Annotated in this window: 22 protein-coding genes and 1 tRNA gene; 5 read left to right on the top strand and 18 right to left on the bottom strand. The window is 72.7% G+C overall.

Annotated features, from left to right (window positions below; translation table 11 throughout):
• Positions 1-60: 60 nt before the first annotated feature.
• On the top strand, positions 61-930 hold the full coding sequence (locus KZ813_RS19770; RefSeq protein ID WP_219756711.1) for a fumarylacetoacetate hydrolase family protein: 870 nt from the start codon (positions 61-63) through the stop codon (positions 928-930).
• A gap of 55 nt (positions 931-985) precedes the next feature.
• On the opposite strand, the gene KZ813_RS19765 is transcribed toward KZ813_RS19770, so the two are convergent.
• From KZ813_RS19765 to KZ813_RS19755, 3 genes are all read right to left on the bottom strand, one after another.
• On the bottom strand, positions 986-1,192 hold the full coding sequence (locus tag KZ813_RS19765) for a hypothetical protein (protein WP_219756710.1): 207 nt from the start codon (positions 1,190-1,192) through the stop codon (positions 986-988).
• A 69-nt stretch (positions 1,193-1,261) separates the two neighbouring features.
• On the bottom strand, positions 1,262-1,747 hold the full coding sequence (locus KZ813_RS19760) for a GAF domain-containing protein (protein WP_219756709.1): 486 nt from the start codon (positions 1,745-1,747) through the stop codon (positions 1,262-1,264).
• Positions 1,747-1,908, bottom strand: a complete 162-nt coding sequence (locus tag KZ813_RS19755; protein WP_219750770.1) for a hypothetical protein — start codon at positions 1,906-1,908, stop codon at positions 1,747-1,749. The genes KZ813_RS19760 and KZ813_RS19755 overlap by 1 nt, the downstream gene beginning before the upstream one ends.
• A gap of 235 nt (positions 1,909-2,143) precedes the next feature.
• On the opposite strand from KZ813_RS19755, the gene KZ813_RS19750 reads away from it, so the two are divergent.
• Positions 2,144-3,577 (top strand): carboxylesterase/lipase family protein, encoded by a 1,434-nt coding sequence (locus KZ813_RS19750; RefSeq protein ID WP_219756708.1) that lies wholly within the window; start codon positions 2,144-2,146, stop codon positions 3,575-3,577.
• Positions 3,578-3,599: 22 nt separating this feature from the next.
• On the top strand, positions 3,600-4,388 hold the full coding sequence (locus tag KZ813_RS19745) for a ThuA domain-containing protein (protein ID WP_219756707.1): 789 nt from the start codon (positions 3,600-3,602) through the stop codon (positions 4,386-4,388).
• Between the two features lie 295 nt (positions 4,389-4,683).
• On the opposite strand, the gene KZ813_RS19740 is transcribed toward KZ813_RS19745, so the two are convergent.
• From KZ813_RS19740 to hspQ, 5 genes are all read right to left on the bottom strand, one after another.
• Positions 4,684-5,283 (bottom strand): TetR/AcrR family transcriptional regulator, encoded by a 600-nt coding sequence (locus KZ813_RS19740; protein WP_219756706.1) that lies wholly within the window; start codon positions 5,281-5,283, stop codon positions 4,684-4,686.
• Between the two features lie 73 nt (positions 5,284-5,356).
• Positions 5,357-5,899 (bottom strand): GNAT family N-acetyltransferase, encoded by a 543-nt coding sequence (locus tag KZ813_RS19735; protein WP_219756705.1) that lies wholly within the window; start codon positions 5,897-5,899, stop codon positions 5,357-5,359.
• Between the two features lie 173 nt (positions 5,900-6,072).
• Positions 6,073-6,342: a 50S ribosomal protein L27 gene (gene rpmA / locus KZ813_RS19730; RefSeq protein WP_132910023.1), complete on the bottom strand. Its 270-nt coding sequence runs from the start codon at positions 6,340-6,342 to the stop codon at positions 6,073-6,075.
• A 26-nt stretch (positions 6,343-6,368) separates the two neighbouring features.
• Positions 6,369-6,665, bottom strand: coding sequence for a 50S ribosomal protein L21 (rplU, locus tag KZ813_RS19725; protein ID WP_219756704.1), 297 nt, complete (start codon positions 6,663-6,665; stop codon positions 6,369-6,371).
• A 122-nt stretch (positions 6,666-6,787) separates the two neighbouring features.
• Positions 6,788-7,165, bottom strand: coding sequence for a heat shock protein HspQ (gene hspQ / locus KZ813_RS19720; RefSeq protein ID WP_219756703.1), 378 nt, complete (start codon positions 7,163-7,165; stop codon positions 6,788-6,790).
• 127 nt (positions 7,166-7,292) lie between these two features.
• On the opposite strand from hspQ, the gene KZ813_RS19715 reads away from it, so the two are divergent.
• Positions 7,293-7,382, top strand: a tRNA-Ser gene (locus tag KZ813_RS19715).
• A gap of 26 nt (positions 7,383-7,408) precedes the next feature.
• On the opposite strand, the gene phnX is transcribed toward KZ813_RS19715, so the two are convergent.
• The 7 genes from phnX to KZ813_RS19680 all read right to left on the bottom strand — a co-directional run bounded on the left by phnX (position 7,409) and on the right by KZ813_RS19680 (position 19,282).
• Positions 7,409-8,191, bottom strand: a complete 783-nt coding sequence (gene phnX, locus KZ813_RS19710; RefSeq protein WP_219756702.1) for a phosphonoacetaldehyde hydrolase — start codon at positions 8,189-8,191, stop codon at positions 7,409-7,411.
• Complete coding sequence (locus tag KZ813_RS19705; RefSeq protein WP_219756701.1) at positions 8,179-9,315, bottom strand: TIGR03364 family FAD-dependent oxidoreductase; 1,137 nt, start codon at positions 9,313-9,315, stop codon at positions 8,179-8,181. Before KZ813_RS19705 ends, phnX begins: the two co-directional genes overlap by 13 nt.
• Positions 9,312-10,598 (bottom strand): DUF5690 family protein, encoded by a 1,287-nt coding sequence (locus tag KZ813_RS19700; RefSeq protein WP_258046990.1) that lies wholly within the window; start codon positions 10,596-10,598, stop codon positions 9,312-9,314. The genes KZ813_RS19705 and KZ813_RS19700 overlap by 4 nt, the downstream gene beginning before the upstream one ends.
• A gap of 338 nt (positions 10,599-10,936) precedes the next feature.
• Complete coding sequence (locus KZ813_RS19695; protein ID WP_258046989.1) at positions 10,937-13,027, bottom strand: phosphocholine-specific phospholipase C; 2,091 nt, start codon at positions 13,025-13,027, stop codon at positions 10,937-10,939.
• A 204-nt stretch (positions 13,028-13,231) separates the two neighbouring features.
• Positions 13,232-14,626 carry an efflux transporter outer membrane subunit gene (locus KZ813_RS19690; RefSeq protein ID WP_219756700.1) on the bottom strand — a complete coding sequence of 465 codons (1,395 nt, stop codon included), beginning with the start codon at positions 14,624-14,626 and terminating at the stop codon, positions 13,232-13,234.
• Positions 14,627-14,919: 293 nt separating this feature from the next.
• A complete protein-coding gene (locus KZ813_RS19685) occupies positions 14,920-16,086 on the bottom strand; it encodes an efflux RND transporter periplasmic adaptor subunit (protein ID WP_219756699.1) in 1,167 nt (388 codons plus the stop codon).
• Positions 16,079-19,282: an efflux RND transporter permease subunit gene (locus KZ813_RS19680; protein WP_219756698.1), complete on the bottom strand. Its 3,204-nt coding sequence runs from the start codon at positions 19,280-19,282 to the stop codon at positions 16,079-16,081. The genes KZ813_RS19685 and KZ813_RS19680 overlap by 8 nt, the downstream gene beginning before the upstream one ends.
• Before the next feature lie 188 nt (positions 19,283-19,470).
• Between KZ813_RS19680 and KZ813_RS19675 the strand changes: the two genes are divergently transcribed.
• On the top strand, positions 19,471-20,361 hold the full coding sequence (locus tag KZ813_RS19675) for a LysR substrate-binding domain-containing protein (protein WP_219756697.1): 891 nt from the start codon (positions 19,471-19,473) through the stop codon (positions 20,359-20,361).
• 97 nt (positions 20,362-20,458) lie between these two features.
• Here the strand turns inward: KZ813_RS19675 and phbB are convergent, their stop codons facing one another.
• The 3 genes from phbB to KZ813_RS19660 are packed head-to-tail and all read right to left on the bottom strand — an operon-like array spanning position 20,459 to position 24,448.
• Positions 20,459-21,181 (bottom strand): acetoacetyl-CoA reductase, encoded by a 723-nt coding sequence (gene phbB, locus KZ813_RS19670; RefSeq protein WP_219756696.1) that lies wholly within the window; start codon positions 21,179-21,181, stop codon positions 20,459-20,461.
• Positions 21,182-21,211: 30 nt separating this feature from the next.
• The gene (gene hemH / locus KZ813_RS19665) at positions 21,212-22,231 is read right to left on the bottom strand and encodes a ferrochelatase (protein ID WP_219756695.1); all 1,020 of its coding nucleotides are present in this window, start codon (positions 22,229-22,231) and stop codon (positions 21,212-21,214) included.
• On the bottom strand, positions 22,232-24,448 hold the full coding sequence (locus KZ813_RS19660; protein WP_219756694.1) for a xanthine dehydrogenase family protein molybdopterin-binding subunit: 2,217 nt from the start codon (positions 24,446-24,448) through the stop codon (positions 22,232-22,234).
• Positions 24,449-24,898 lie beyond the last annotated feature (450 nt).

Here is a 24,898-nt window from a genome sequence, read left to right as displayed (position 1 = left end):
GGCGTCGGATGGCAACGTCCGCGCGCCTCACCGCTCTCTCCAGCCCTCGAGGTGATCACGATGAAACTCTGCCGCTACGGTGCGAAGGGCGCCGAGAAGCCCGCGCTGGTCGACGCCGACGGCGCGCTGCGCGACCTGTCGGGGGTGATCGCCGATCTCACCGGCGCCGAGCTCGCGCCCGGCTCGCTCGCGCGCCTCGCCGCGCTCGATCCCGCGACGCTGCCGCTGGTCGAGGGCGCGCCGCGCTACGGCGTGCCGGTCGCGGGGACGCAGAAGTTCGTCGCGATCGGGCTCAACTATGCCGACCACGCCGCCGAGTCGAACCTGCCGATCCCGTCCGAGCCGGTGGTCTTCAACAAATGGGTCAACTGCCTCCAGGGCGCCAACGACCCGGTCGTGATCCCGCGCGACAGCGCCAAGACCGACTGGGAGGTCGAGCTCGGCGTGGTGATCGGCACGCGCGCCAGCTGCGTCGAGGAGTCCGACGCGCTCGACCATGTCGCCGGCTACCTCGTCGTCAACGACGTGTCCGAGCGCCACTGGCAGCAGGAGCGCGGACCGACCTGGGACAAGGGCAAGGGCTTTCCCACCTTCGGCCCGGTCGGGCCGTGGCTGGTCACCGCCGACGAGGTGGGCGACCCGCAGCGGCTCGGCATGTGGCTGTCGGTCAACGGCCGGCGCGTGCAGGACGGGTCCACCTCGACGATGATCTTCACCGTCGCGCAGCTGGTGGCCTATTGCTCGCAGTTCATGACGCTGGAGCCCGGCGACATCATCACCACGGGCACACCGCCCGGCGTCGGCCTGGGCCAGAAGCCCGCGCCCTGGTATCTCAAGCCCGGCGACGTGGTGGAGCTGGGGATCGAGAAGCTCGGCGAGCAGCGGCAGGAGTTCGTCGCCTGGTCGCGCGAGGCGCTCGCCGCCGGATGAGCCGCACGGTCCCCTGCCGCGGCGGTCGCGGCAGGGGAACCGCCGCACGCGACGCTCAGTCGCCGACGACGCCGCGCCCGGCCACTTTCTCATAGCCCGACAGTTCGTCGCCGACCGCCACCTTGGCGGCGAGATCGTCGGCGCGCGCCCGATCCTTCGCGGCGCGCTTGGGGTCGTCCTTGTCCGCGTCCGGGTCGGCGGCGCCGACGTTCGGGCTGTCGGGCACGTACAGGACCGGCCGTTCCTCGTGTTCGTCTGCCATCATCGTCTCCTTCGCCCGCACCAACGCCCTGTGCGCCGGCGGGTGCCGATAGGATCGGACCGGCCGCGCCTAGCGCGCCATGAGCCGCTCGGCGCGGCGCGCGAGATGGGTCAGGTCGTAGACGTCGAACAGGCCGAGGCGCGGCCGCGTGTCGGCGACGCACAGCGCCCCCAGCGCGAAGCCGGCGTGATCGACCAGCGGCACCCCCGCGTAGAAGCGGATGTGCGGGTGGCCCAGCACCGAGGGGTTGGCGAGGAAGCGGCGGTCGCCGCGCGCGTCGGCGACGATCATCGGCTCGCCGGGGCGCAGGATGGTATGGCCGCAGAAGGACTCGGCGCGCGGCCCCTCGTCGCCGTCGATGCCCACGCGGGCGGCGAGCCACTGGCGCGCGCGATCGACCACCGAGATCGCCGCGATCGGCGCGCGCGCGAGCCGCGCCGCCTCCTCGACGATGCGCTGCAGCTCGGGGTTGCGCGGGCGCGCGACGATCCCGCAGGCGTCGACCGCGCGCTGGCGCAGCGACTCGGCGGCGGGATGAGGGGCAGCGACGGTCATCAGATCACCACGTCGGCGCTGGGGCGCGGCGGGAAGCGCAGCTTGGCCTCCACCTCGCGCATGTAGCGCTCCACCTCCTGCGCCGCGCGTATGTCGGTCAGCGAGCCCGCGACGCGTGCTGCCACTTCCAGCTCGTTCTTGAGCTTGCGCGGATCGTCCACGACAGCTCTCCTATCGCTGTGATTGTGACAGACGATCTGTCATAAAAGTCCTAACGGAACGTTAAGAACACGCTTAACGCAGCGCTAACCAAAGCTTTAAGCCCCTCAGACCTGGGTAAATTGCCCACTGCCCCTCGATCCGACGGCGAGCCTGGTTGACGCGGAGGCGGGGGCGAGGAAGGTATGGGCCGCGCACGATGTCGACCGGGCACGGCCGCCAAGGGGAGGAAGACGGATGACCATGCCGATCGCCGCGGCGCTGGCCGCCCTGGTCACCGCCGCGCCCGCGCTGGCGCAGCCTAGCACGATCGTCCGCACCGACGCGGGGCCGGTGCGCGGCGCGGTGAGCGATGGCGTCGCGAGCTGGAAGGGCATCCCCTTCGCCGCGCCGCCGGTCGGCGCCCTCCGCTGGCGCGCGCCGCAGCCGGTCGCGCGCTGGACGACGGCACGTGACGCCACGCGCTACGCCGCCGACTGCATGCAGCTGCCCTTCCCCAGCGACGCCGCGCCGCTCGGCACCACGCCGGCCGAGGACTGCCTCTACGTCAATCTGTGGAAGCCCACCGCGGCCAAGGGCAAGCTGCCGGTCCTCGTCTGGATCTACGGCGGCGGCTTCGTCAACGGCGGTGCCTCGCCGCCGACCTATGCCGGCGCGAACATGGCGAGGCGCGGCATCCTGTTCGTCAGCTTCAACTATCGGCTCGGCCGCTTCGGCAGCTTCGCGCTGCCGCAGCTCAGCCAGTCCGACCCCGACGGCGGGCGCCTCGGCAATTACGGCACGATGGACCAGATCGCGGCGCTGCACTGGGTCCAGCGCAATATCGCTTCCTTCGGGGGCGATCCGGGCAGGGTGACGATCGTCGGGGAAAGCGCGGGCGGCATGTCGGTGCACCAGCTCGTCACCTCGCCGCTGGCGCGCGGGCTGTTCCACCAGGCCTTCGCCATGTCGGGCGGCGACGGCCATCCCGACCCGCGCGGCAAGGCGCTCGCCGACGCCGAGCGGATCGGCGCCGATTTCGCACGCGCCAAGGGCATCGATCCGTCCGCCTCCGACGCGCTCGACCGGCTGCGCGCGCTCCCCGGCGAGCAGGTGGTGGACGGGCTCAACCTCGCGTCGATGGCGCCGCGCGATCCCGCCGCGCCGACCTATTCGGGGCCGTTCATCGACGGCAAGGTGGTGGTCGACATGGGCGCGGCCTATGATCAGGACCGGTTCGCGCGCGTGCCGATGCTGATCGGCGCCACCAGCGCCGATATCGGCGGCCGCACCGGCTACATGGTCGCGGGCGCGCGCGACGCCGCGGCGCGGCTCGCCGCCAAGGGCGTGCCGGTGTGGGAATATCGCTTCTCCTACGTCGCCAGCTCGGTCGGCAAGCCGGGCGCGCAGCACGCCACGGACATCCCGTTCTTCCTCGACAATGCCGCGATCAAATATGGCGCGCAGACCAGCCCGCGCGACGCCGCGATGGGGCATGCGATGGGGCAGTATCTCGCCAATTTCGTGAAGACCGGCGATCCCAACGGCACCGGCCTGCCGCGCTGGCCGCGCTACGACCGCGCGGGCGACACGATCGCCGACTTCACCGCCGAGGGGACGACCGTGGTGCGCCGAGACCCATGGGGCGCCGAGATCGACCAGGCGCGCGCGGCCGCGACGCCGGCACGATGACATACAGCACAGGAGGAATGGGATGCGACTGATCGCGATGCTCGGGGCGCTGGCGCTGGCGCAGGCCGCGCCCGACCCGCATTTGCCGACGCCGACGCTCGACACGACCCCGCCGACGCTGCCCGCCGGGATCGAGCGCGGCGTGCTGATCGTGTCCAAGACCAACGGCTGGCGCCACTTCGAGCACATCCCGCACTCGAACGAGGTGCTCGCCGACATCGCGCGCGGGCTCGGCCGCAAGAGCTTCCAGACCGAGAACGGCGCGGTCTTCAACGACGCGATGCTCAAGCATTTCTCGGTGGTGGTGCTCAACAGCGCGTCGGGCGAGTTCCTGACTCCCGAGCAGCAGGCCGCGTTCGAGCGCTTCGTCGCGCGCGGCGGCGGCGTGGTCGCGCTCCACGCCGCGGGGGACAACAGCCACAAGTCGCCCTGGTACGTCGACACGATCATCGGCACCGAGTTCATCGGCCATCCCAACGGCGACGACCATATCCAGCGCGCGACGATCCTGGTCGACCAGCCGCGCCACCCGGTGATGGCGGGGGTGAAGCTGCCCTGGACGTCGAGCGACGAATGGTATTCGTTCAGCGGGGATCCCAGCCAGCACGGCATGACCGTGCTCGCGCGCGTCGACGAGGCGACCTACCGCACCGGCGACAAGCTGCGCATGGGCAAGCACCCGATCATGTGGGTCAACCCGCGCGCCAAGGGGCATGTCTTCTTCTCGGCGCTGGGCCATGACGCGGCCAACTACGACGATCCCAACTACCGCCGCGTGCTGACCAACGCGATCCGCTGGGCGGCGAAGTAGCGGGCAGAGTGCGGGAGAGGCACCCGCGACATCCCAGTCCGGTGCCCTAGGGTCTGATCCACCTCGATCGATCCGTGCTCCGGCGGACGCCGGAGCCAGGGCGGCAGGCGTGACGCTCGTGGCTCTGGACTCCCGCGTCAGCAGGAGGACCCCGCTGGTTCGCACCCGATGGATCAGCCCCTCGCGGACGACGGGGCCCACGGTTGGCAGGCCTGACGCCCGTTAGCCTGGATGCCCGCGGTCGCGGGAACCCAGGTTAACGGAGAGGTCGGCGCTTCACTGCGCGCCCGCGCCCCTAATCCTCCCCTACTCCCCGGTCGCGCAGCAGCATGCGCGCCGCCAGCTCGCGCGCGCGGCCGGGCGGCAGCTCCAGCGCGCGCGCCATCGCCGCGCCGAGCAGCGCGTCGCCGAGCGCCGCCAGCACCAGCTGGAGCGTCTCGTCGCGGATCGGTGCGTCGGGGCGCTCCTCGTCGCGCGCCAGCTCCTCGACCAGGTCGTGGATCGCGGTGAACACCGGGTCGAGCGCGTCGCGGTTGCCGGTGAGGATCATCCAGCTCGCCAGCGCCCCCGCCCCGCCGGCACCGAAGGCGTCGAACACCACGTCGACCAGCGCGGCCGGGTCGCGCTCGGCGCGCGAGCGGCGCACCGCCTGGCGGATCGTCGCGACGATCGCCGCCGCCATCCGCTCGATCAGCGCCCGCTGCAGCCCGTCGGCCGAGCCGAAATGGTGGAGCAGGTTGGCGTGCGTCCGCCCCACCCGCGCGGCCACCGCCTTGAGAGTCACCGCCTGCGGCCCGTCCTCGAGGAGCAGTGCGCGCGCTGCCTCCAGCGCCGCGTCGCGCGACGCCTCGGGCGACAGCCGCCGGCGGGGAAGGACAGCGGTCGCCCGCGTCATCGGATCGTGACCTGTCGAGGTTGCGGGATGTTGCTGCCCTTGTGGCGGGTTCAGCGCCGAAAGCAACCGACGATCAGGCCGCGATCGGCATCGCTCGCTCGGGATCGGCGGCGAGATCGAGCGTATACTCGACGCACTCCACGTCGGTGTCATGCGCCAGCGCGTAGCGGCGCGATCGCCCGCACTCGACGAAGCCCAGCTTGCGCAGCACCCGCCCCGAGGCCGGATTGTCGGCGTGATGGTGCGAGTCGACCCGCGCGAGCCCGAGCGCGTGGCGCGCGATGTCGAGCACCGCGCGGCCGGCCTCGGTGGCATAACCGCGGCCCCAGGCATCGGGCGTGAGCCAATAGCCCAGCTCGACCCCGCCCCGCTCGCCGCGGTGCAGCCCGACGCCGCCGACCAGCCGATAGTCGCCGGCGCGCTCCGCGATCAGGAAGCGCGGCTCGCGCGGGTGCGGCGGCAGCGACAGGAAGGCGGCGGCGTCCTCCTCGGCATAGGGCCAGGGGGCGCGCGCCAGCCGCGACACCACCGTCTCGTGCGCGATCGCGCGCGCCAGCGCGGGGGCGTCCTCGAGCCAGCCCGGTCTGAGCGTGAGTCTCGGCGTCAACGCGAACATGCTCCGTCTCCTTGTTCGGGCCGCTGCCACACCTCGATGACGGTGGCGCGACACGCTGGGGCGAGGGAGCATGAAAAAAGGGAGCCGGGGCGACCCGTCTCCCTTGGTGGCTGGGTTCCGTGCTGCGGAACCCCGGGTCGCCCTGGTGGGCAACCCGGTGTGGTTGCCCGATGTTACTCGGCCGCGGCCGCCATAATATCGACCGAGCAGAATTTGCGGCCCAGCTTGCCCTCGTGGAACACCACGCGGCCGTCGACGAGCGCGAAGAGGGTATGGTCCTTGCCGATCCCGACGTTGCGGCCCGGGTAGAACTTGGTGCCGCGCTGGCGCACGAGGATGTTGCCCGCGATCGCTTCCTGACCGCCGAACTTCTTCACGCCGAGACGACGGCCGGCCGAGTCACGACCGTTGCGCGACGAACCGCCTGCTTTCTTATGTGCCATTGCTCTTGCTCCTGCGCGCTACGGGATCAGCCGACCGACACGATCTTGAGGATCGTGTGGTTCTGGCGATGGCCGTTGCGACGACGATAATTGTGGCGGCGACGCTTCTTGAAGACGATCACCTTCTCGCCCTTGGCCTGGGCGACGATCTCCGCCGCAACGGTGAGGCCGTCGACCGACTTGAGCTCCGCGCCCTCGCCCGCGAGCAGCACGTCACCCAGCGTCACCGACGCGCCGGCCTCGCCCTCGATCTTCTCGACGACGATCTTGTCTCCGGCGGCGACGCGATACTGCTTGCCGCCCGTGCGCACGACTGCGAACATGGCTCTTGTCACTTCCCAAATTTCATAGCTCGCGAGGGCGTACCCTGCGAGAGAAGCGTGCGAGCTATGCGAAGCCTCCCGGCCTGTCAACCGATTCCGTGATCGATCGACGAGCGCGGCGATCAGTGGCGATGCTGGCGCTTCAGCCCGTAGCGGCCGTCGTCCAGCCGGTCGAACAGGCCGGCGATCGCGGGATGGTCGATCGGCTCGTCGCTGTCGTCGTGGACCAGGTTCTGCTGGCTGACATAGGCGACGTAGCTCGACTCCATGTTCTCGGCGAGCAGATGGTAGAAGGGCTGGTCCTTGCTCGGCCGGAAGTCCTCGGGGATCGAGTTGTACCATTCCTCGCTGTTGGCGAAGACGGGGTCGACGTCGAAGATCACGCCGCGGAAATCGAGCATGCGATGGCGCACCACGTCGCCGATCGAGAAGCGCGCGTGCGCGATCGGCGGCGCGACCGGCGCCTCGGCCTTGGCGGTCATCGTGTGTTCGCGGGTCATTCCCCCAATCTAGTGCGGAAATCGTCGCGCACAACAACAGACACGCTTGCGTCCGCGTCGGGACCGGGCTAGGGGCGCCGCTCGATCGCCGCCGGGCAGCTCTCTCGCAGACCCCGGCGTCCTCCGCGGAGAGGTGCCAGAGTGGTCGATTGGGACGGTCTCGAAAACCGTTGTGCCCTCACGGGTACCGTGGGTTCGAATCCCACCCTCTCCGCCACCTTCGCCCGAACATCGTCGCGCCGCTCAGCCGATCGGCAGTTCCGCCAGCGCGGCGGGCAGGTCGGCCACGCTCTCGATCACCGCATGGGCGCCCGCGGCACGCAGCGTCGCTGCCGCCGCCGCGATCCGCGCGGTGCGGTCCGATAGGTCGAGCGCGGCGAGCTCGGCCTCGTCGAGCCCGAGCGCGTTGCCCGTCGCCGCGACGCCGATCGTCCAGGCGCCCGCGGCGCGCCCCTCGGCGACGCCGACCGCCGCGTCGTCCACCTTGACGCAGGCGCTCGCCGGCCAGGCGTCGAGCGCGATCAGATTGTGCCACAGCATCAGCGGCGAGGGCCGCCCGCTCGGGGTCTCCCCGGCGCAGACGAGATGGTCGGGGACATAACCCTGCGCCGCCGCGGCGGGCAGGATGTCGGCCATCATCTCGCGGGTGTAGCCGGTGCAGGAGCCGATCCGCACCCCGGCGGCGCGCAGCCCCGCCACCACCTCCGCCGCGCCCGGTATCAGCCGCGCGGTGCGACGCGCCGCCTCGCGCATCGCGGGCGTGAGCGCGGCGAGCAGCGCGACCGCGTCGCTTTCCCCCGGCGCCGCGCCGTGCGTCGCGCGCCACGCCGCCGCGACCCGCGGCGCGCGGAGGATCGCGCGGATATGGTCGCCCTTGGCGAGCCCCATGTCGGCGCGCGCCTCGGCCTCCTCGATCGCCACGCCCGCCGCGGCGAAGGTGCGACGGAGCGCGATCACCGGCGCGCGGCTACCGAAATCGACCATCGTCCCGGCCCAGTCGAACACCACCGCCTTCAGCGCGCCCATCGCAGATGCCCCTCGCCCACCAGACCCGCGATCACCTCCTCCGCCAGCCCGAAGGCGGTGGAGGCACCGGTGCCGCTCGTCACCACCACCAGCCGCACGCCCGGGAACGGCGCCTCGACCAGGCTGTGCCGCCCCGCCACCGAGGCGTAGCTGCCGGTCCAGCGCTCCACCACGCGCGGCGGCGTGCCGAACAGCGCGCTCCACTGCGCCAGGATCGCGTCGTCCACCGCGGCGCGCGCGAAGGGCTCGACCGAGTCGCCGTAGACGTGGCTGTCGCCCACCACCATCGTGCCGTCGGCCGACTGGACCGCGATGAGGTGGATGCCGTGCGCCAGCGCCTCGCGCTCCTCGCGCGCCAGCCGCTCGGCGAGCGCGGCGGCGGGGGGCAGCGCGGCATAGCCCTCGTAGCGCACCAGGCTGAGGTCGCTCATCACCGGGCTGGCGTGACGGTCGCCCGGCGCGGCGAGCCGCAGCATCTGGAGCGTGCAGCGCCGCACCCCGGCGGCGGCGAAGGCGGCGGGGAAGAGCGCCGCCCCCTCGTCACCCGGGCAGGCGATCACGACCGGGGCGGTGTAGCTGCGCTCGGCGGTGATCACCCCGCCCTCGACCACCTCGGTGACGGCGACGCCGCGCCGGATCGCGACGCCGTGCGCCGTCTCCAGCCACGCCGCCAGCCGCGGGATCGCGTCGCGCGACTCGACGCGCAGGTCGGCGCTGCTCTGCAGCGCCACCACCGCGGTGCCGGGCCGGAGCGCGGGCAGGCGGCGCGCCAGCTCGGCGGGGTCGAGCAGGCGGCAGCCCTCGGCCATCTCGGTCGCCATGAAGGCGTCGAGCACCGCCGCCGCCTCGGGCCGCCGCGCGACCAGCGTGAGCCCCTCCTGCACGATCGCGATCCCCGCGGGCGCGGCGACCTCGCGCCACACCGAAGCGCTGCGCCGCGCGCGCTGCCACCCCGCGCCGCGCGCCTGGCCGGTGACGGTGACGAAGCCGAAATTGCGCACCGAGGCGCCGACCGCGCGCGCGTCGCGGTCGAGCACCAGCACGCGCGCGCCGGCCCGCGCCGCGGCGAGCGCGTGCGCGAGGCCGACGATGCCGGCGCCGACCACGATCACGTCGTACATCATGCCGTCTCCCGGCCCGCCGCGCGCCGGAAATGCAGGGCCGACAGCGTGGTGAGCAGCGCCACCGCGGCGGCGGTGACGTAGCAGGCGGCGGTGAAGAAGGAGAGCCAGTCGCGCGCGCCCGCGCCGAGACTGCGGTAGAGCAGCAATGCGACGCTGCCGGCATAGCCCGAGGTATCGGCGACGTAGATCAGGAAGCCGGCGTTGGCCGCCTGCCCCACCGCCGCCACCATCCGGTCGAACAGCATCGCGTTATAAGGCGTGTAGGCGAGGTACAGGCCGGCGCCGCCGAGGATCATCCAGCCGAGCGGACCGATCAGCCCGAGCTGGAACGCCGCGGTGCTGCCGGCGATCAGCAGCGCGCCGCCGAGGATGATCGCGTGCATCGCCAGCACGGCGCGGCGATTGTCGCGCACCGCCATCAGCGCGGCCAGGCCCGTCAGCGCGAGCACCGCGACCGGGATCTCGCTCTGCGAGAACACCGCGGCGTTCCCGCCGGCGCCGAGCGCGGTCCACAGTTCGGCGGCGAAATTGTCGCGGAAGTCACGCAGCGCGGTGAGCAGCACATAGCCCGCGATCAGCAGCGCCAGCGCGGCGCCGTGCGCGCGCAGGAAGGCGCGCCGCGCCGCGGTCGGCATCGGCGCGCGCTCGCGCCGCTCGGCGACGTCGCGCGCGTCGGGCGGCGGCATGCGCTCGAGCAGCAGCACGCAGCCGAGCAGCAGCGGCGCGAACGGCAGCGCGGTGAGCGCGGGCATCCAGCCCGGCGCGATCCCCGCGTTGAGCACCAGCGTCGCCGCGGTCTTGACCACGCCGGAGGAGACGATGAAGCTGGCGCACAGGATCGCGCCGATCAGCTCGGAGGTGCGCCGCCCCTCGACATAGCTGAACACCAGCCCCCAGATCAGGCCGAGCGGCAGGCCGTTGAGGAAGAGGAAGCCGATGTTCCACGGCGCCGGCGTCAGCGCGAACAGCAGCAGCGCCACCCAGGACGCCGCGACCAGCGCCAGGATCGCGGCGCCGCGCCCGCTCCGCCCGAACTCGGCGATCACGCGGATGCCGATCAGCTTGGACAGCGCGTAGCCGATCACCTGCGCGATCAGCAGCGCGCTCTTATAGTCGAGCGCGTGGTGCCATCCGGCGACCTGGTCGTAGGTCGCGGCGGCGAAGGGCTTGCGGAAGGCGTACATCGAGAAATAGGCGCCGAACGCGGCGGCACCATAGCCGAGCGGCGCGAGCGAGCCGGCGACGCCGCGCAGCGGGGGAGCGAGTCGGCGCGATCCTTCCATCCCCACCGTCTCGCGCCACATCAAGTCAGGCGGATGACAGACTTCCAGACGCGGTGAGCTAGACGCTGGTCCATCTGACGTGCCCCTGCGGACGCAGGAGCCCAGAGCCAGTGGCGTCACGCGAGCGGCGCCGGGCTCCGGCGTTCGCCGGCGCGCGGATCGATGGAGGCGGATCAGGCTTCACGGGGAAAGCGTCCCGCATCTGCCTAGGGTCACCCTCGCCGTTCCGACTGCCTATGGCAGCGGCCCCCTTCCCTCTCCTTCCGAGAGAGGAGGGAACGGCGAAGCCGCGGAGGGGCGAGGGTGAGAATGACCTCACCGCGGCGCGACCGCCGCGCTCAGATCACCGTCGCGGGTACCAACGGCCCCGCGCCGCCCAGCGCGGGGTCCGAGAAGGTGTCGCGCCCATCGCCAACATGGCCCGCCATGCGCCACGCCTGCGCGCCGGCGACGAGCGCGCGGTCGTACCAGCCGTGGCTCGCGGCGAGGTCGAGCGCGACGCGCCGGGTCTCGCGCGCGCCCAGCGCGAGCGTGGCGGCCGCGGCGCCGTAGGCGCGGTCGGTCACCTCGACGGTCAGCGCCGCGTCGGTGCGGTTCTCGACCAGCAGCGCGGGCGCGGCGCCGCGCGTGAGGCGCACGCCGAACAGGTCGCCGCGGCCGACCAGCCGGCGGTGGAAACCGTCGGGGCCGAGCACGAACAGGTCGGCATCGTCCGCGGGCAGCGGGTGCGGCAGCGTGCCGCCCGCCGCGACGGTGTATCGCGCCGGCGCCGCCTCGAGCCGCGCCATGTCGTAGACGTGGAACACCGCGGCGCGCTCGCGCGAGCGGTTCACCAGCAGCAGGGCGGGCGAGTCGCCGCGGCGCAGCTCGGCGTCGAGCGCGTAGGACGTGGCGCGACGCCGGCGCAGCCCGCGCTCCTGCTCGGGCGGCTCGACCGTCGCGGGGAGCGGCGGCGCGATGCCCTTCAGCCCCGCGGCGCGCGCCGACGGCGCCGCGGTCTCCGGCAGGCCCGCCATGAAGGCGACGGTGTCGGGCGCGGCGAAGTCGAAGCAGGAGGTCAGGTCGCCGCATACCGCGCGCCGCCACGCGCTGATATTGGGCTCGCGCACGCCGAAGCGCGCCTCCAGGAAGCGCAGCACGCTGGTGTGGTCGAACACCTCGGAGGCGACATAGCCGCCGCGGCTCCACGGCGAGACCACGTACAGCGGCACGCGCATGCCCAGGCCGTAGGGCCGGTCGCGATAGGCGGCGTCCTCGGGGGTGCGGCAGTGGCGGTGATATTCGTCCTCGGCGGGCACGTCGGTGGCGCCCGCCAGGCGCCCTCCCTCGCGCGCCGGCGGCGCGGGCGGCGGGACATGGTCGAACAGCCCGTCATTCTCGTCGAAATTGATCAGCAGCACGGTGCGCGCCCACACGTCCGGGTTGGCGGTGAGCGCGTCGAGCACGCGCGCGCTATAGTCGCCGCCCTGTAGCGGGGTGGAGACGCTGGGATGCTCCGACGCCGCCTCGGGCGCGATGATCCAGGACACCTCGGGCAGGCGGTCGTCCAGCACGTCCTGGCGCAGGTCATCGAGCGTGCGGGTCGTGGTGGTGCGCCGCGCCAACAGCGCCGCGGCGGCGTCGACCGGCCGCTGCGCGCGGCGATAGGCATGGAAGCCGACCAGAGGGTTGTCGGTGAAATTGTCGGCCATGTCCTGGTAGATCTGGAAGCCGATCCCCGCCGCCATCAGCCGCTCGGGATAGGTGGTCCAGCGGTAGCCGCCGTGGTTCAGCGGGTCGGCGTCGATACTGTCATAGCCGTTGTCGATCGCCGGGCCGCCGGCGCGCGCGAGCGGGTCGTGCGTCCCCGTCCAGATGTACAGCCGGTTGGGGTTGGTGCTGAGGTGCATCGCGCAGTGGTAGGCGTCGCACAGGGTGAAGGCCTCGGCGAGCGCATATTGGAACGGCAGGTCCGCGCGCGTGAAATGCGCCATGGCGTGGTTGTGCTTGGCGTGCGTCCAGGCGCCCATCCGGCCGTTGTCCCACGCCGCCTGGCTGTCGGCGAAGCCGTGCGGCGTGCCGAGCGGGCGGTAGAGGCGGAAGTCGGTGGCGGTGTCGAGCCGGAACGGGGCGAGCGTCGCCGGCGCGGCACCGGGATGCTCGTTGGGCTGGAGCAGCACGGTGCGGTGCGGCGCGCCCGGCATGGGCGGGGCCGGCGCGGCGAAGCGGTCGCCGAAGCCGCGCACGCCGCGCATCGCCCCGAAATAATGGTCGAAGGCGCGATTCTCCTGGGTGAGGATCACGACATGGCCGACGTCGCGCAGCGTGCCGGTGCGGTGCCGCCCGGGCAGCTCGAGCGCGCGCGCGATCGACGGGGTCAGCGACGCCGCGGCGCCGGCCGAGGCCATCATGCCGCGGATGAAGCTGCGGCGATCCTGCATCGGCGGCATGGCTTGCTCCTTCGTCTCAGGGACGGGCCGGTGCGCGGGCCGTTTTCATATACCCCGGTCGGCGCGCCGTGTTCCCGCGCGCGCGCGAACCCAAAGCCGCGAACGCGATGAGCGCGGCGCCGGGCTCCCGCCTTCGCAGGAGCACGCCGCCGAACGCACGCCCGCGCTTAGCCGCGGACTGCGGCAGCGCGATGACAGCGCCGCTCAGCTCGTCGTCACGCCCCCGCCCAGCGCGCGGATCAGGTCGGTCGCGGTCTGGAGCTGCTGGCTCCGCACCGTCAGCAGCGCGCGCTCGGCGTCGAGCGCGGCGGTCTGCGCGGTGACCACCTCGAGATAGTCCGCCGCCCCGTCGCGGTAGCGGATCAACGCCAGCTCGCGCGTGTGCTCCGCCGCCTCGGCCGCGGTGCGCTGGTCGCGCTCCTGCGCGGCGAGCAGCCGCTGGCTCGCGAGCGCGTCCTCCACCTCGCGGAAGGCGGTGAGCACGGTCTGACGATAGGACGCCGCGGCCTCGTCATACTCGCCACGCGCGCGCTGCACCCCGGCACGGCGGCGACCGCCGTCGAAGATCGCCAGCGCCGCGGACAGCGGCCCGAGCGCCCAGAAGCCGTTGGAGGCGCTCAGCAGCGAGCCGCGCGCCGCCTCGAAACCGCCCGCCGCGCCGAGCGTGACGCTGGGGAACAGCGCCGAGCGCGCCACGCCGATCCGCGCGTTGGCGGCGGCGACGCGGCGCTCCGCGGCGGCGATATCGGGGCGGCGCTCGAGCAAGGTCGAGGGCAGGCCGGCAGGGATCGCGGGCGGCGCGAGCTGGCGATCCTCGACCGCCAGCGTGAAGCCCGCCGGCACCTCCCCGAGCAGCACCGCGATGGCGTGCTCGTCGCGCTGGCGCGCCACGCCCACCGCGGAGAGCTCGGCGCGCGCGCTGGAGAGCAGGTTCTGCGCGCGGCTGACGTCGATGCCCGAGGCGATGCCCCCGCTGTGCCGCGTGTCGGTGAGCTGATAGGCGCGCGCGTTCGCCTCGACCGTCTGGCGTAGCAGCACGATGCGCGCGTCAAGCCCGCGCATGTCGAAATAGATGCTGGCGAGCTGCGCCTGCAGCCCGAGCGTCACCGCGGCGACGTCGGCCGCGCTCGCGGCGGCGTCGGCGCGGCTGGCGCGCACCGAGTTCCGCACGCGGCCGAACAGGTCGAGCTCATAGGCGAGCGAGGCGCCGACGGTGCCGACCGTGTAGGGCGCGGCGCTGCCGAGCGCGAGCGGTCGGCCGGCGGAGACGCGGTCGCGGCTGACGTCGGCGGAGACGCCGACCTCGGGGAACAGGTCGGCGCGCGCCTGGCGCGCGACCGCGCGCGCCTGGTCGTAGCGCGCGACCGCGGCGGCGAGGTCCTGGTTGCCGGCGACGACGCGCTCCTCCAGGCCCGAGAGGACCGGGTCGGCGAACGCCTCCCACCACCGGCCCGGCGGGGCGACGGCCGTCCCCGCCGCCTGCCAGCCCTCCGCCTCCTTGTAGGCCGCGGGTGCGGGGGTGGCGGGGCGGACATAGTCGGGCGCGACGGAGCAGGCCGCGGTGGCGAGCAGCGCGGCGAGTGCGGCGAGGCGCGCCACGGTAAGAGCGTGACGGACACGCGTCCCACCATCGTCATCCCGGCCTTCGTCCGGGATCCACCCGGCGGCAGCCTCCACGGTCGTTGGACGAGCGGAACGGTGACTCCTGGAACATGTCCGGGGCGACGCGAAGGCGTGGGGCGACGCTGCGCTTCCCGAGCCGCACGACCACGGACGTACCACCTCGTCGCCCTGGGTTCCTGCGTTCGCAGGAACACGGCCGCCCCTTACGGTCCCTCCCCGCGCTCCTGCGGACGCAGGGGCCCAGGGCCGCGAACGCAGCGTCCTTCCCCTCACCGCCCCGCCGCCTTCTGCACCCGCACCGCATCGCCGTCGGCGAGCGAGTCGGGCGGGTTGTCGATCACGCGGTCGCGCGGGGTGACGCCCGCGCTGACCTCCACGGTGTTGCCGTGATCCTGGCCAATGCGGATCGTCCGCAGGTGCGCCTTGCCGTCGGCGCCGACCAGCGCGACCTGGGTACCGCTCTCGCCGACGATCAGCGCGCTCGCGGGCAGCGCCACCGCGCCGCTCGCGCCCGCTACCGGGAAGCTCGCCTGGGCATAGGCGCCGGGCTTGAGCGCGCGGTCGGGGTTGGGCGCCTCGACCTGCACCAGCACCGTGCCCGACGACTGCTCCACCGCCCCCGCGGTGCGGGTCAGCGTCGCGTCGAAGGTGCGGCCGGGATACTCGGGCAGCGTCAGCGTCACGTGCATGCCCGGGTGGATCTGCGCCGAGAAGTTCTGCGGCACGCGGATATAGGCGCGCATCCGCCGCACGTCGGAGACGGTGAAGAGCGGGGTCGACGCCGCCGTCCCCGCGGTCACCAGCGCGCCGATGTCGGTCGAGCGGCTGGTGACGGTGCCGGCGAACGGCGCGACCAGCCGGGTGAAGCCCTGTGTATACGTCAGCCGCGAGACGTTGGCGCGCGCGGCGTTGGTCACCGCTGTCTTGGCGGCGAGGTCGCCGACCTTCTCGTCGGTCTCCTGCTTCGACACCGCGTCCTTCGCCAGCATGTTGCGCCAGCGCGTCGCGGTCGAGGCGGCGAGCTGCTGGTTGGCGCGCGCGGTCTCGAGGTCGGCGCGCGCGGCGACCAGCTGCTGGTCGATCTCGGGCGCGTCGAGCACCGCCAGCGTCTGGCCGGCACGGACGGGGTCGCCGATGTCGACGTACCATTTGCGCACGTAACCGCTGGTGCGCGCGAAGATCGGTGCGCTGTTGATCGCCTGGAGGTTGGCGGGCAGCGTGAGCGCCCCGGTCGCCGCGGCGGGCTTGGCGTGGATCACCGCGACGCTGGGAGTCGACTGCGCCGCGGTCCAGTCCGCGAGCTTGCTCTCGGTGCGCGACCGCGCGGCGATGCCCGCGCCCACGACGCCGACCGCGATCACCGCCGCGGCGATGCCCGCCGTGCGCAGCGACCGCGACGGCGGCCGGGGTGACGTCTCGACCGACGCCTCAGACATGGGCTTGCTCCAGATGGTGGGCCTCGCGCGTCGGCGCGGTCGCGGCGCGGCGGCGGTGGACGAGGCTGAAGATGACAGGGACGAACATCAGCGTGGCGAAGGTGGCGACCAGCAGCCCCCCGATCACCGCGCGGCCGAGCGGGGCGTTCTGCTCGCCGCCCTCGCCCAGCGCCAGCGCCATCGGCAGCATGCCGATGATCATCGCCAGCGCGGTCATCAGCACCGGGCGGAAGCGGGTCATCCCCGCCTCCAGCGCGGCGGCAGTGGCGTCGCCCAGCTCGGCGAGGCGCTCGCGCGCGAAGCTCACCACCAGGATCGCGTTGGCGGTGGCCACGCCCATGCACATGATCGCGCCGGTGAGCGCGGGCACCGACAAGGTCGTGCCGGTGACGAACAGCATCCAGATGATCCCCGCCAGCGCGCCGGGCAGCGCGGTGATGATCACGAACGGGTCGAGCCAGCTCTGGAAGTTCACCACGATCAGCAGGTAGATCAGCACGATCGCGCCGAGCAGCCCGTAGCCCAGGCCCGAGAAGGCGCTGTTCATCGTGGCGTACTGGCCGCGCAGCGTGACGGTCGCGCCCTTCGGCGCCCCGGCCTTGAGCTCGTCGAGCACCTGGCGGATATCGCCCGCCACCGCGCCCAGGTCACGCCCCGCCGGCGTGGCGAAGATGTCGACAACCGGCGCGATATTATAGTGCGACACCACCGCGGGCGCGTTGGCGCGGACGATCGTGCCGAGACCCCCCAGCACCTGCGAGCGCCCGTTCGTGCCGGTCACGGGGATGCTCGACAGGTCGCTCATCGAGCCGACGCGATACTCGGGCGCCTGCGCCACCACCGGGTAGGACACGCCGTTGTCGGGGTTGAGGAAGAACACGGGCGCGGTCTGCGCGGTGCCCGCCAGCGAGCTCGCCAGGCTGGTGGTGACGTCGCGCTCGGTCAGGCCATATTGGCCGATCCGGCTGCGATCGACCGCCACGTTGAGCTGCGGGTAGCGCGCCGACTGCTGGATGCGCGCGTCGGCCAGGCCGGGGATCTTGGCGATCCGGCGCATGATCTTCTGCGCATAGGCAGCGTTGGCGTCGGCGTCCTTGCCCGCGATCTGGATGTCGATCGGGGCGGGCGCGCCGAAGTTGAGGATCTGGCTGGTGATGTCCGCCGGCAGGAAGGAGAAGGTGGCGCCGGGGAAGTCGCGCGGCAGCTGCTCGCGCAGCCGGCGGACATAGTCCGCGGTCGGCGCATGGTCCTCCGACAGCTGGATCAGCACGTCGCCGTCCTGCGGGCCGACCGTGCCCGAATTGTTGTAGGTCGTGTTGATCGAGCTGACCGGCAGGCCGATGTTGTCGACCACCGAGACCAGCTCGTCGGCCGGGATGATCTGGCGGATGCGACGCTGGATGCGGTCGAACTCGGCCGAGGTCTCCTCGATCCGGCTCCCTACGGGGGCGCGCACGTGCATCGCGATCTGCCCCGCGTCGACCGAGGGGAAGAAGTTCTGCCCCAGGAAGGGCACCAGCCCGAACGACAGCAGCACCACCGCGAGGAAGCCGATCACGAAGCCCTTGGGCGCGGCGAGCACGCGCTCGAGCATCCCGCCATAGCCGGTGCGGATCCGCTCGAACCGCGCCTCGAAGCCGCGCTGAAACCGCACCAGGGGGTTGCGCGACGCGGGCGCGCCGGCGCTCTGCTGGTCATGGTCGTCACCCGCGCCGTGCGGCTTGAGCAGGTACATCGCCATGGTCGGCACCAGCGTGCGCGACAGGATGAACGAGGCGATCATCGCGAACACCACCGCCAGCGCCAGCGGCACGAACAGGAAGCCCGCCACGCCCGGCAGGAAGAACATCGGCACGAACACGATGCAGATGCACAGCAGCGAGACGAAGGCGGGCGTCACGATCTGCGCCGCGCCGTCGAGGATCGCGCGGTGGACCGGCTTGCCCTGTTCCAGATGCCAGTTGATGTTCTCGATCGTCACCGTCGCGTCGTCGACCAGGATGCCGACCGCGAGGCTGAGGCCGCCGAGCGTCATGGTGTTGAGCGTGTTGCCCGTCACCGCCAGGCCGATGATCGCCGACAGGATCGCCAGCGGGATCGAGATGGCGATGATCACGGTCGAGCGCCACGATCCCAGGAACAGCAGGATCATCAGGCTGGTCAGCGCCGCCGCGATCGCGCCCTCCTTCACCACGCCCTCCACCGCGGCGCGGACGAACAGCGACTGGTCACCGATCGGCACGATCTTGAGCGTGCTCGGCAGCGTCTCCTGGATCTTGGGCAGCGCGTCCTTGATCCCCTGCACGATCGCCAGCGTCGAGGTGGCGCCGTTCTTGAGCACCGTCATGATCACCGAGCGAGCGCCGTCGACGTGGACGACGTTGGTCTGCGGCGCCGAGCCGTCGCGCACGTGCGCCACGTCGCGCATGTAGATGGTGGCGCCGCCCACGACCTTCACCGGGATGCTGTTGAGCTCCTCGATCGATCCGGGCGCGTTGTTGAGGCGGACGCTGTACTGGAAGCCGCCGATCTTGGCGAAGCCCGCCGGGTTGATCTGGTTCTGCGCCGCGATCGCGTTGCCGACGTCCTGCGCCGACAGTCCCTTGGACTGGAGCGCGTCGGGGTCGAGGTCGATCTGGATCTGGCGCTGGCGCCCGCCCGAGGGATAGGGGATCGCCGCGCCCGGCACGGTGACCAGCCCGGGGCGCACCTGGTTGCTGGCGAGATCGAACATCTGCCCCTCGGACAGGCCCTTGCCCGAGAGCGCGAGCTGGACGATCGGCACGGTCGAGGCGCTGTAGTTGAGCACCAGCGGCGGGGTGATGCCCGGCGGCAGCTGCTTGAGCACGGTCTGCGACACCGAGGTGACCTGCGCGGTGGCGGTGCGGATGTCGGCGCCGGGCTGGAAGTAGATCTTCACGACGCCGATGCCGGGCAGCGACTGGCTCTCGATATGGTCGATGTCGTTGACCGTGGTGGTCAGCACGCGCTCGAACGGAGTGATGATCCGCCCCGACATCTCGTCGGGCGATAGGCCGGCGTACTGCCAGGCGGTGGCGATCACCGGCACGCGGATGTCGGGGAAGATGTCGACCGGGGTACGGATCGCGGCGAGCACGCCGACGATCGCGATCAGGATCGCCATGACGATGAACGTCAGCGGCCGCGCCAGCGCTATGCGTACGATGCCGATCATGGGCACAGCTTCCCGTTGGTGGCGCCCGCCCCGGTGAGCGGCGTCGCGCGCCAGCCTAGCGCGGGCAGCGACGGACGACCAGGAAAGGACGGCGGCGCAGTGAGATGCCGCGGTGCAGCGGATGAGCGCAGGTTAACGCTTTGTCTAATATTGTTTCCGCCGCGATTGATACGTACAGGCTATCAATCATGGAGCTGCGCCACTTGCGCTATTTTGTCCAAGTCGCCGAGGACCTGCATTTCGCGCGCGCGGCGGCGCGGCTCGGCATCTCGCAGCCCCCGCTCAGCCAGCAGATCCGCCAGCTCGAGGACGAACTGGGCGTGCGCCTGCTCGATCGCACCAGCCGGCGGGTCACCCTGACCTACGCGGGCGCGATGTTCCTCGAGGCGGCGCGGCGCACGCTGGCGGAGGCGGAGAAGGCGGCGACGGTGGCGCGCCGCGCCGCCAGCGGCGAGCTGGGCGAGCTGCGCGTCGGCTTCAACGCCTCCGCTCCCTTCATCCCGCAGGTCGCCGCCGCGATCCACGCCTATCGGCTGCGCTACCCCGACGTCCAGCTCGCCCTGTCCGAGGTCGCCGGGCCGGCGCAGGTCGGCGCGATCCTCGGCGACGCGCTCGACGTCGGCTTTCTCCGAAGCGCCGCGCCGCCGTCGCTGCCGCCCGAGCTGACCGCGACCCGGATCCTGCGCGAGCGGCTGGTGGTGGCGACCCGTCCCGACCACCCGCTCGCCGGTCGCGCCGAGCTGCGGCTGGCCGACGCCGCGGCGCACCCGCTGGTGGTCTATGCCAGCGATCGCAGCGGCGGCTTCACCGAGGAACTGTTCGCACTGATGCGCGCGGCCGGCGCCGAGCCGCGCGTCGCTCAGGCCGTGCGCGAGGTGTCGACCCTGCTCGGCCTGGTCGCGGCCGGCGTGGGGATCACCGTGGTGGCGGAGTCGCTGTGCGCGCTCCAGTCGGCCGGGCTGGTCTATACCGCGCTCGCGGACGACAGCGCGGTCAGCGCGATGTGGCTCGTCCACGCCAGCGCGAGCCCCCCCGTTGCCGCCAACTTCGTGGCGATCGTGACCGCGGGGGCGGGCTGATCGCCGCTCGGGGCGCCGAGCCTCGATCCATCCGGCCCGACCCGTGCCCCCGCGTGCGCAGGAGCACGCTCTCGCTTCGACTGAGGTAACTTCGACCTCAGTACATATGTTGGCCGCCGTTGATGCTCAGCGTCGAGCCGGTGACGAAACCGGCCTCCTCCGAGCACAGGAAGGCGACGCCGCGCGCGATCTCCTGCGCCTGGCCGAGCCGGCCGACCGGGATCTTGGCGACGATCTTCTCCAGCACCTCGCCCGGGACCGCGGCGACCATGTCGGTGTCGATATAGCCCGGCGCGATCGCGTTGACGGTGACGCCGGCGCGCGCGCCCTCCTGCGACAGCGCCTTGGTGAAGCCGTGGATGCCGCTCTTCGCCGCGGCGTAATTGACCTGGCCGTACTGCCCGGCCTGGCCGTTGATGGAGCCGATGTTGACGATCCGGCCCCATTTGCGCTCGCGCATGCCGGGGAACACCGCCTTGGCCATGTTGAAACAGCCGCCCAGGTTGGTGTCCATGACCTCCTTCCACATCGCGTAGGTCATCTTCAGGATCGTGCCGTCGCGCGTGATCCCCGCGTTGTTCACCAGCACGTCGACCGGCCCCAGCTCGGCGGCGACCTTGGCGCAGCCGTCCTGGCAGGCGTCATGGTCCGCCACGTCCCACTTGTACGCGGCGACGCCGGTGCGCGCGGTGAAATCGCGCGCGCGCTCGTCGTTGCCGGCGTAATTGGCGGCGACGGTCATGCCCAGGTCGCGCAACGCGACGCTGATCGCCTCGCCGATGCCCCGTGTGCCGCCGGTGACGATCGCGACCCTTGCCATGCCTGCCTCTCCCTTAACCTTGGTGAGAGGCTAGCCGCGCGCCACCCAGCCTTCAAGCTCGCGCGAGAGGATCGTGCGCAGCATGGCGACACCCTGCGGCGAGTCGTTGAGGCAGGGCAGGTAGGCGAAATGCGTCCCGCCCGCGGCGATGAAGCTCTCGCGCCCGCGGATCGCCAGCTCCTCCAGCGTCTCCAGACAGTCGGCGGAGAAGCCCGGCGCCACCACCGCGACCTTGCGCATGCCCTGCCCCGGCATCGCCTCCAGCGTGGTGTCGGTGGCGGGGCCGAGCCACTTGGCGCTGCCGAAGCGCGACTGGAACGCCACCGTCAGCGGCCGGCCGGCGAGCCGCTCGCGCAGCGCCTCGCCGAGCAGCCGCGCGGTCTTCTGGCAGTGGCAGTGATAGGGGTCGCCGCGCTCCAGCGTGCGCTGCGGCATGCCGTGGAAGCTGGCGATCAGCGCGTCGGGGGCGAAGTCGAGCGCGTCGAGTCCCTCGCCGACGCGCGCGGCCAGCGCCGCGACATAAGCGGGATCGTCGTGATAGGGCGGCAGCGTGCGGATCGCCGGCTGCCAGCGCCATTGCGCCAGCGCGGCGAAGGCCTTGTCGTTGGCGGTGGCGGTCGTCGCGGCGCAATATTGCGGGTAGAGCGGCGCGAGCAGGATGCGCTCGCACCCCGCCGCCTTCATCGCCGCCAGTCGGTCGGCGATCGCTGGATTGCCGTAGCGCATCGCCCAGTCGACCAGCACGCCCGCGCCGAACGCGTCCTTCAGCGCCTCCGCCTGCGCGCGCGTCACCGCGGCGAGCGGCGAGCCCGCCTCGCTCCACACCTGCTGATAGGCGTGCGCGGACTTCCTCGGACGCGTCGTCAGCACGATGCCGCGCAGGATCGGCTGCCACGCGATCCGGGGCAGCTCGACCACGCGCCGGTCCGACAGGAACTCGGCGAGGTAGCGGCGCACCGCGCGCGTGTCGGCGGAGTCGGGCGTGCCGAGGTTGATCAGCAGCACGCCGACGCGCGGCGCCGGTATCGTCGGATGGTCGGCGGGCAGCATCTACGATCTCCTGAGCGGCAGCGCGCGCCGCCGCGTGCCGGTGGCGGCGAACAGCGCGTTGGCGATGGCGGGGGCGACCGCGGGCACGCCGAGGTCGCTGATCCCACCGCAATCCGCGCCGCTGGCGATCAGTTCCACGCTGATCTCGGGCGCGGTGGCGAGCGTCGGCAGGTCGAGCGCGCCGAGGTGGCGGACGGTGGCGAGGTCCTCCTCATAGCCCGCCGCGGTGCCGGTGGCGGCCGCGACGCCGAACACCAGCCCGCCCTCGATCTGCTGGCGCACCACGTCGGGGTTGATCGCGCGCCCGCCGTCGACCGCGGCGACCAGGCGGGTGACGCGCGCGTCGCCCCCGTCGCCCACGTCGGCCTCGGCGAGCACCGCGATGGCACTGCCGGCCATGCGATGGCAGGCGATCCCCTGCCCGCTCCCCGGCACGCCGCCCGACCAGCCGCCGAGCTCGGCCGCGGTGGTGAGGCAGCGCGCCAGCCGCGCGTCGCCGCCGAGCAGCCCGACGCGATAGGACATCGGCTCGCTGCCCGCCGCGCGCGCCAGCTCGTCGATGAAACACTCGGTGAAGAAGGCGGTGTAGCCGTCGGCCCCGCCGCGCAGGTGGCCGGTCGGCAGGTCGAGCGCGACCGGGTGGTGATCGACCGCGAGCGCCGGGAGCCGATAGGGCGGCACCGCGCCCGAGGTGGCGTAGCGGTCGGCACCCGCGGGCAGCGCGGCGGCGACGCGGCGGAGCGGGTCGCCCGCGAGCAGCCGCTCGCCCAGCGCGCGCCCGGTCGACGGCGCGGCGATGGCGGCGTGCCACGCCAGGATCGCGCCGCGCGGGCCGAGCCGCGCGCGCATCCGCGCCTTGGCGGGCGCGCGGACGCGATCGTGCAGTAGCGCCTCGCCGCGCGACCAGCAGAGCTGCACCGGCCGCCGCAGCGCGCGCGCGAGTACCGCCGCCTGCGCCGCGACGTCATGCTCCAGCGCCTCGCCGAACGAGCCGCCGACCTGCATCGCGTGGACGATCACGTCACGCTCGGACAATTGGACCGCGCGCGCCGCCGCGGCACGCGCCAGCGTCGGCGCCTGGGTGGCGAGCCACAGCTCCAGCCGGCCGTCGCGCCAGTGCGCGGTCGCGGCGGGAGTCTCGATCGCGGCGTGGAGCGCGGGGCCGACGCTATACTCGGCCTCGATCACGCCGCCGCCGCGCAGCGCCGCCGCGGCGTCGCCGACGCGCGCCACCGACTCGCCGGCGCGATCGAGCGCGGCGTCGAGCGCGCGCTGGATCGCGATGTCGTCCACCATGGTGCCGTCGCGCTCGAAGCGCGGCGCCAGCGCGGCGACGCCCCGGTTGGCGGCCCACCAGTTGTTCGCCACCGCGGCGACCCAGTGATCGGTCGTGACCACCGACAGCATGCCGCGCACGCGCTCGGCCGCCGTCCGGTCGCAGGAGCGCAGCCGCGCGCCCGGCTGCGGCCCCTGGCGGACGCTGGCGAAGACCATGTCGGGCAGCCGCACGTCGGCGACGAAATTGGCCGAGCCGTCGACCTTGGCGGGCGAGTCGAGCCGCGGCACCGACTCGCCGCTCAGCCGCCCCTCGTCGCCGAGCCGCAGCGGCAGCTCGTCGGGCACGCGCCCGCCCGCCGCCGCCTCGGCCAGCTCGGCGAAGCGGAGGCGGCGGTCGCCCAGCGTGACGAAGCCGGCGCGCGTGTCGCACTGCTGCCAGTCGGCGTCCCATCGCTTCGCCGCGGCCTGGCACAGCAGCACGCGCGCCGCCGCCCCCGCCTCGCGCAGCGGCTGTTCGAACCGGCGCACCGAGCTGGAGCCGGCGGTGACCAGGAGCGAGTCGCGCGTCCAGATCTCGTCGCGGACGCGCTCGGGCACGTGCGCCGCGGCGTCCGCGAACAGCGCGGCGGCGCCGAGCGGGTTGGCGTAGCGCGGGGCGAGCGGCGCGGCCTCCACGCCGACGGTGCGCCAGTCGGCACCGAGCTCGTCCGCGACGATCTGCGCCAGCACGGTGTAGACGCCCTGGCCGTGCTCGCATTGCGGCACCGCGACGATCACCTGGCCGTCGCGCGCGATCTTGAGGAAGGCACCGAACGCCGCCTCGCCGGGCGCGGTCGGCAGCGAGACGCCATAGTGGCGCGGCCACAGCGCCCAGGCGACCACCAGCCCGACGCCCGCGCCCCCGGAGATCAGCAGCTTGCGACGGGTCAGCGCGGCCATGTCGCGGCGGTAGCGGCGCGGCGCGCGGCGGGGAAGCGCGAAAGCTCGCTCAGAGTGAGCGGGTGAGGGGCGGACGCGCCGCAGGCTCTTCGGTTGGCAGCGAGACGAGCGCATCGCCGCTCACGCACTCTCCCCGCGCCTCCGCGCGAGATCGTTCACGCGAAGACGCGAGGGCGCGAAGCTGTCGCTCCTGCGGCGGCGGTGCCGCGTCTCCATGCTTCGCGTCTTCGCGGCTTCGCGTGAGCCATCATGTTCACGCGGAGGCGCGGAGGGCGCGCTCGCCTCGGGCGCCGTCGCGTGAGACGGCACGGCCCTCTCCTCCCGCCGTCATCCTGGGCTCGTCTCAGGATCCACCGTGCCGCGGGACCAGCGGCCGCGGCGGCTGCGGCACGGCGGATCCTGAGGCAAGCGCAGGATGACGCCAGTGGAGGATGGTGCCAGCCGGCACGC

The organism is Sphingomonas folli (assembly GCF_019429525.1).
GTDB lineage: Bacteria > Pseudomonadota > Alphaproteobacteria > Sphingomonadales > Sphingomonadaceae > Sphingomonas > Sphingomonas folii.
The sequence above is the reverse complement of the archived record's forward strand: the minus strand, read 5'-3'. Positions and strand labels throughout refer to the sequence as shown.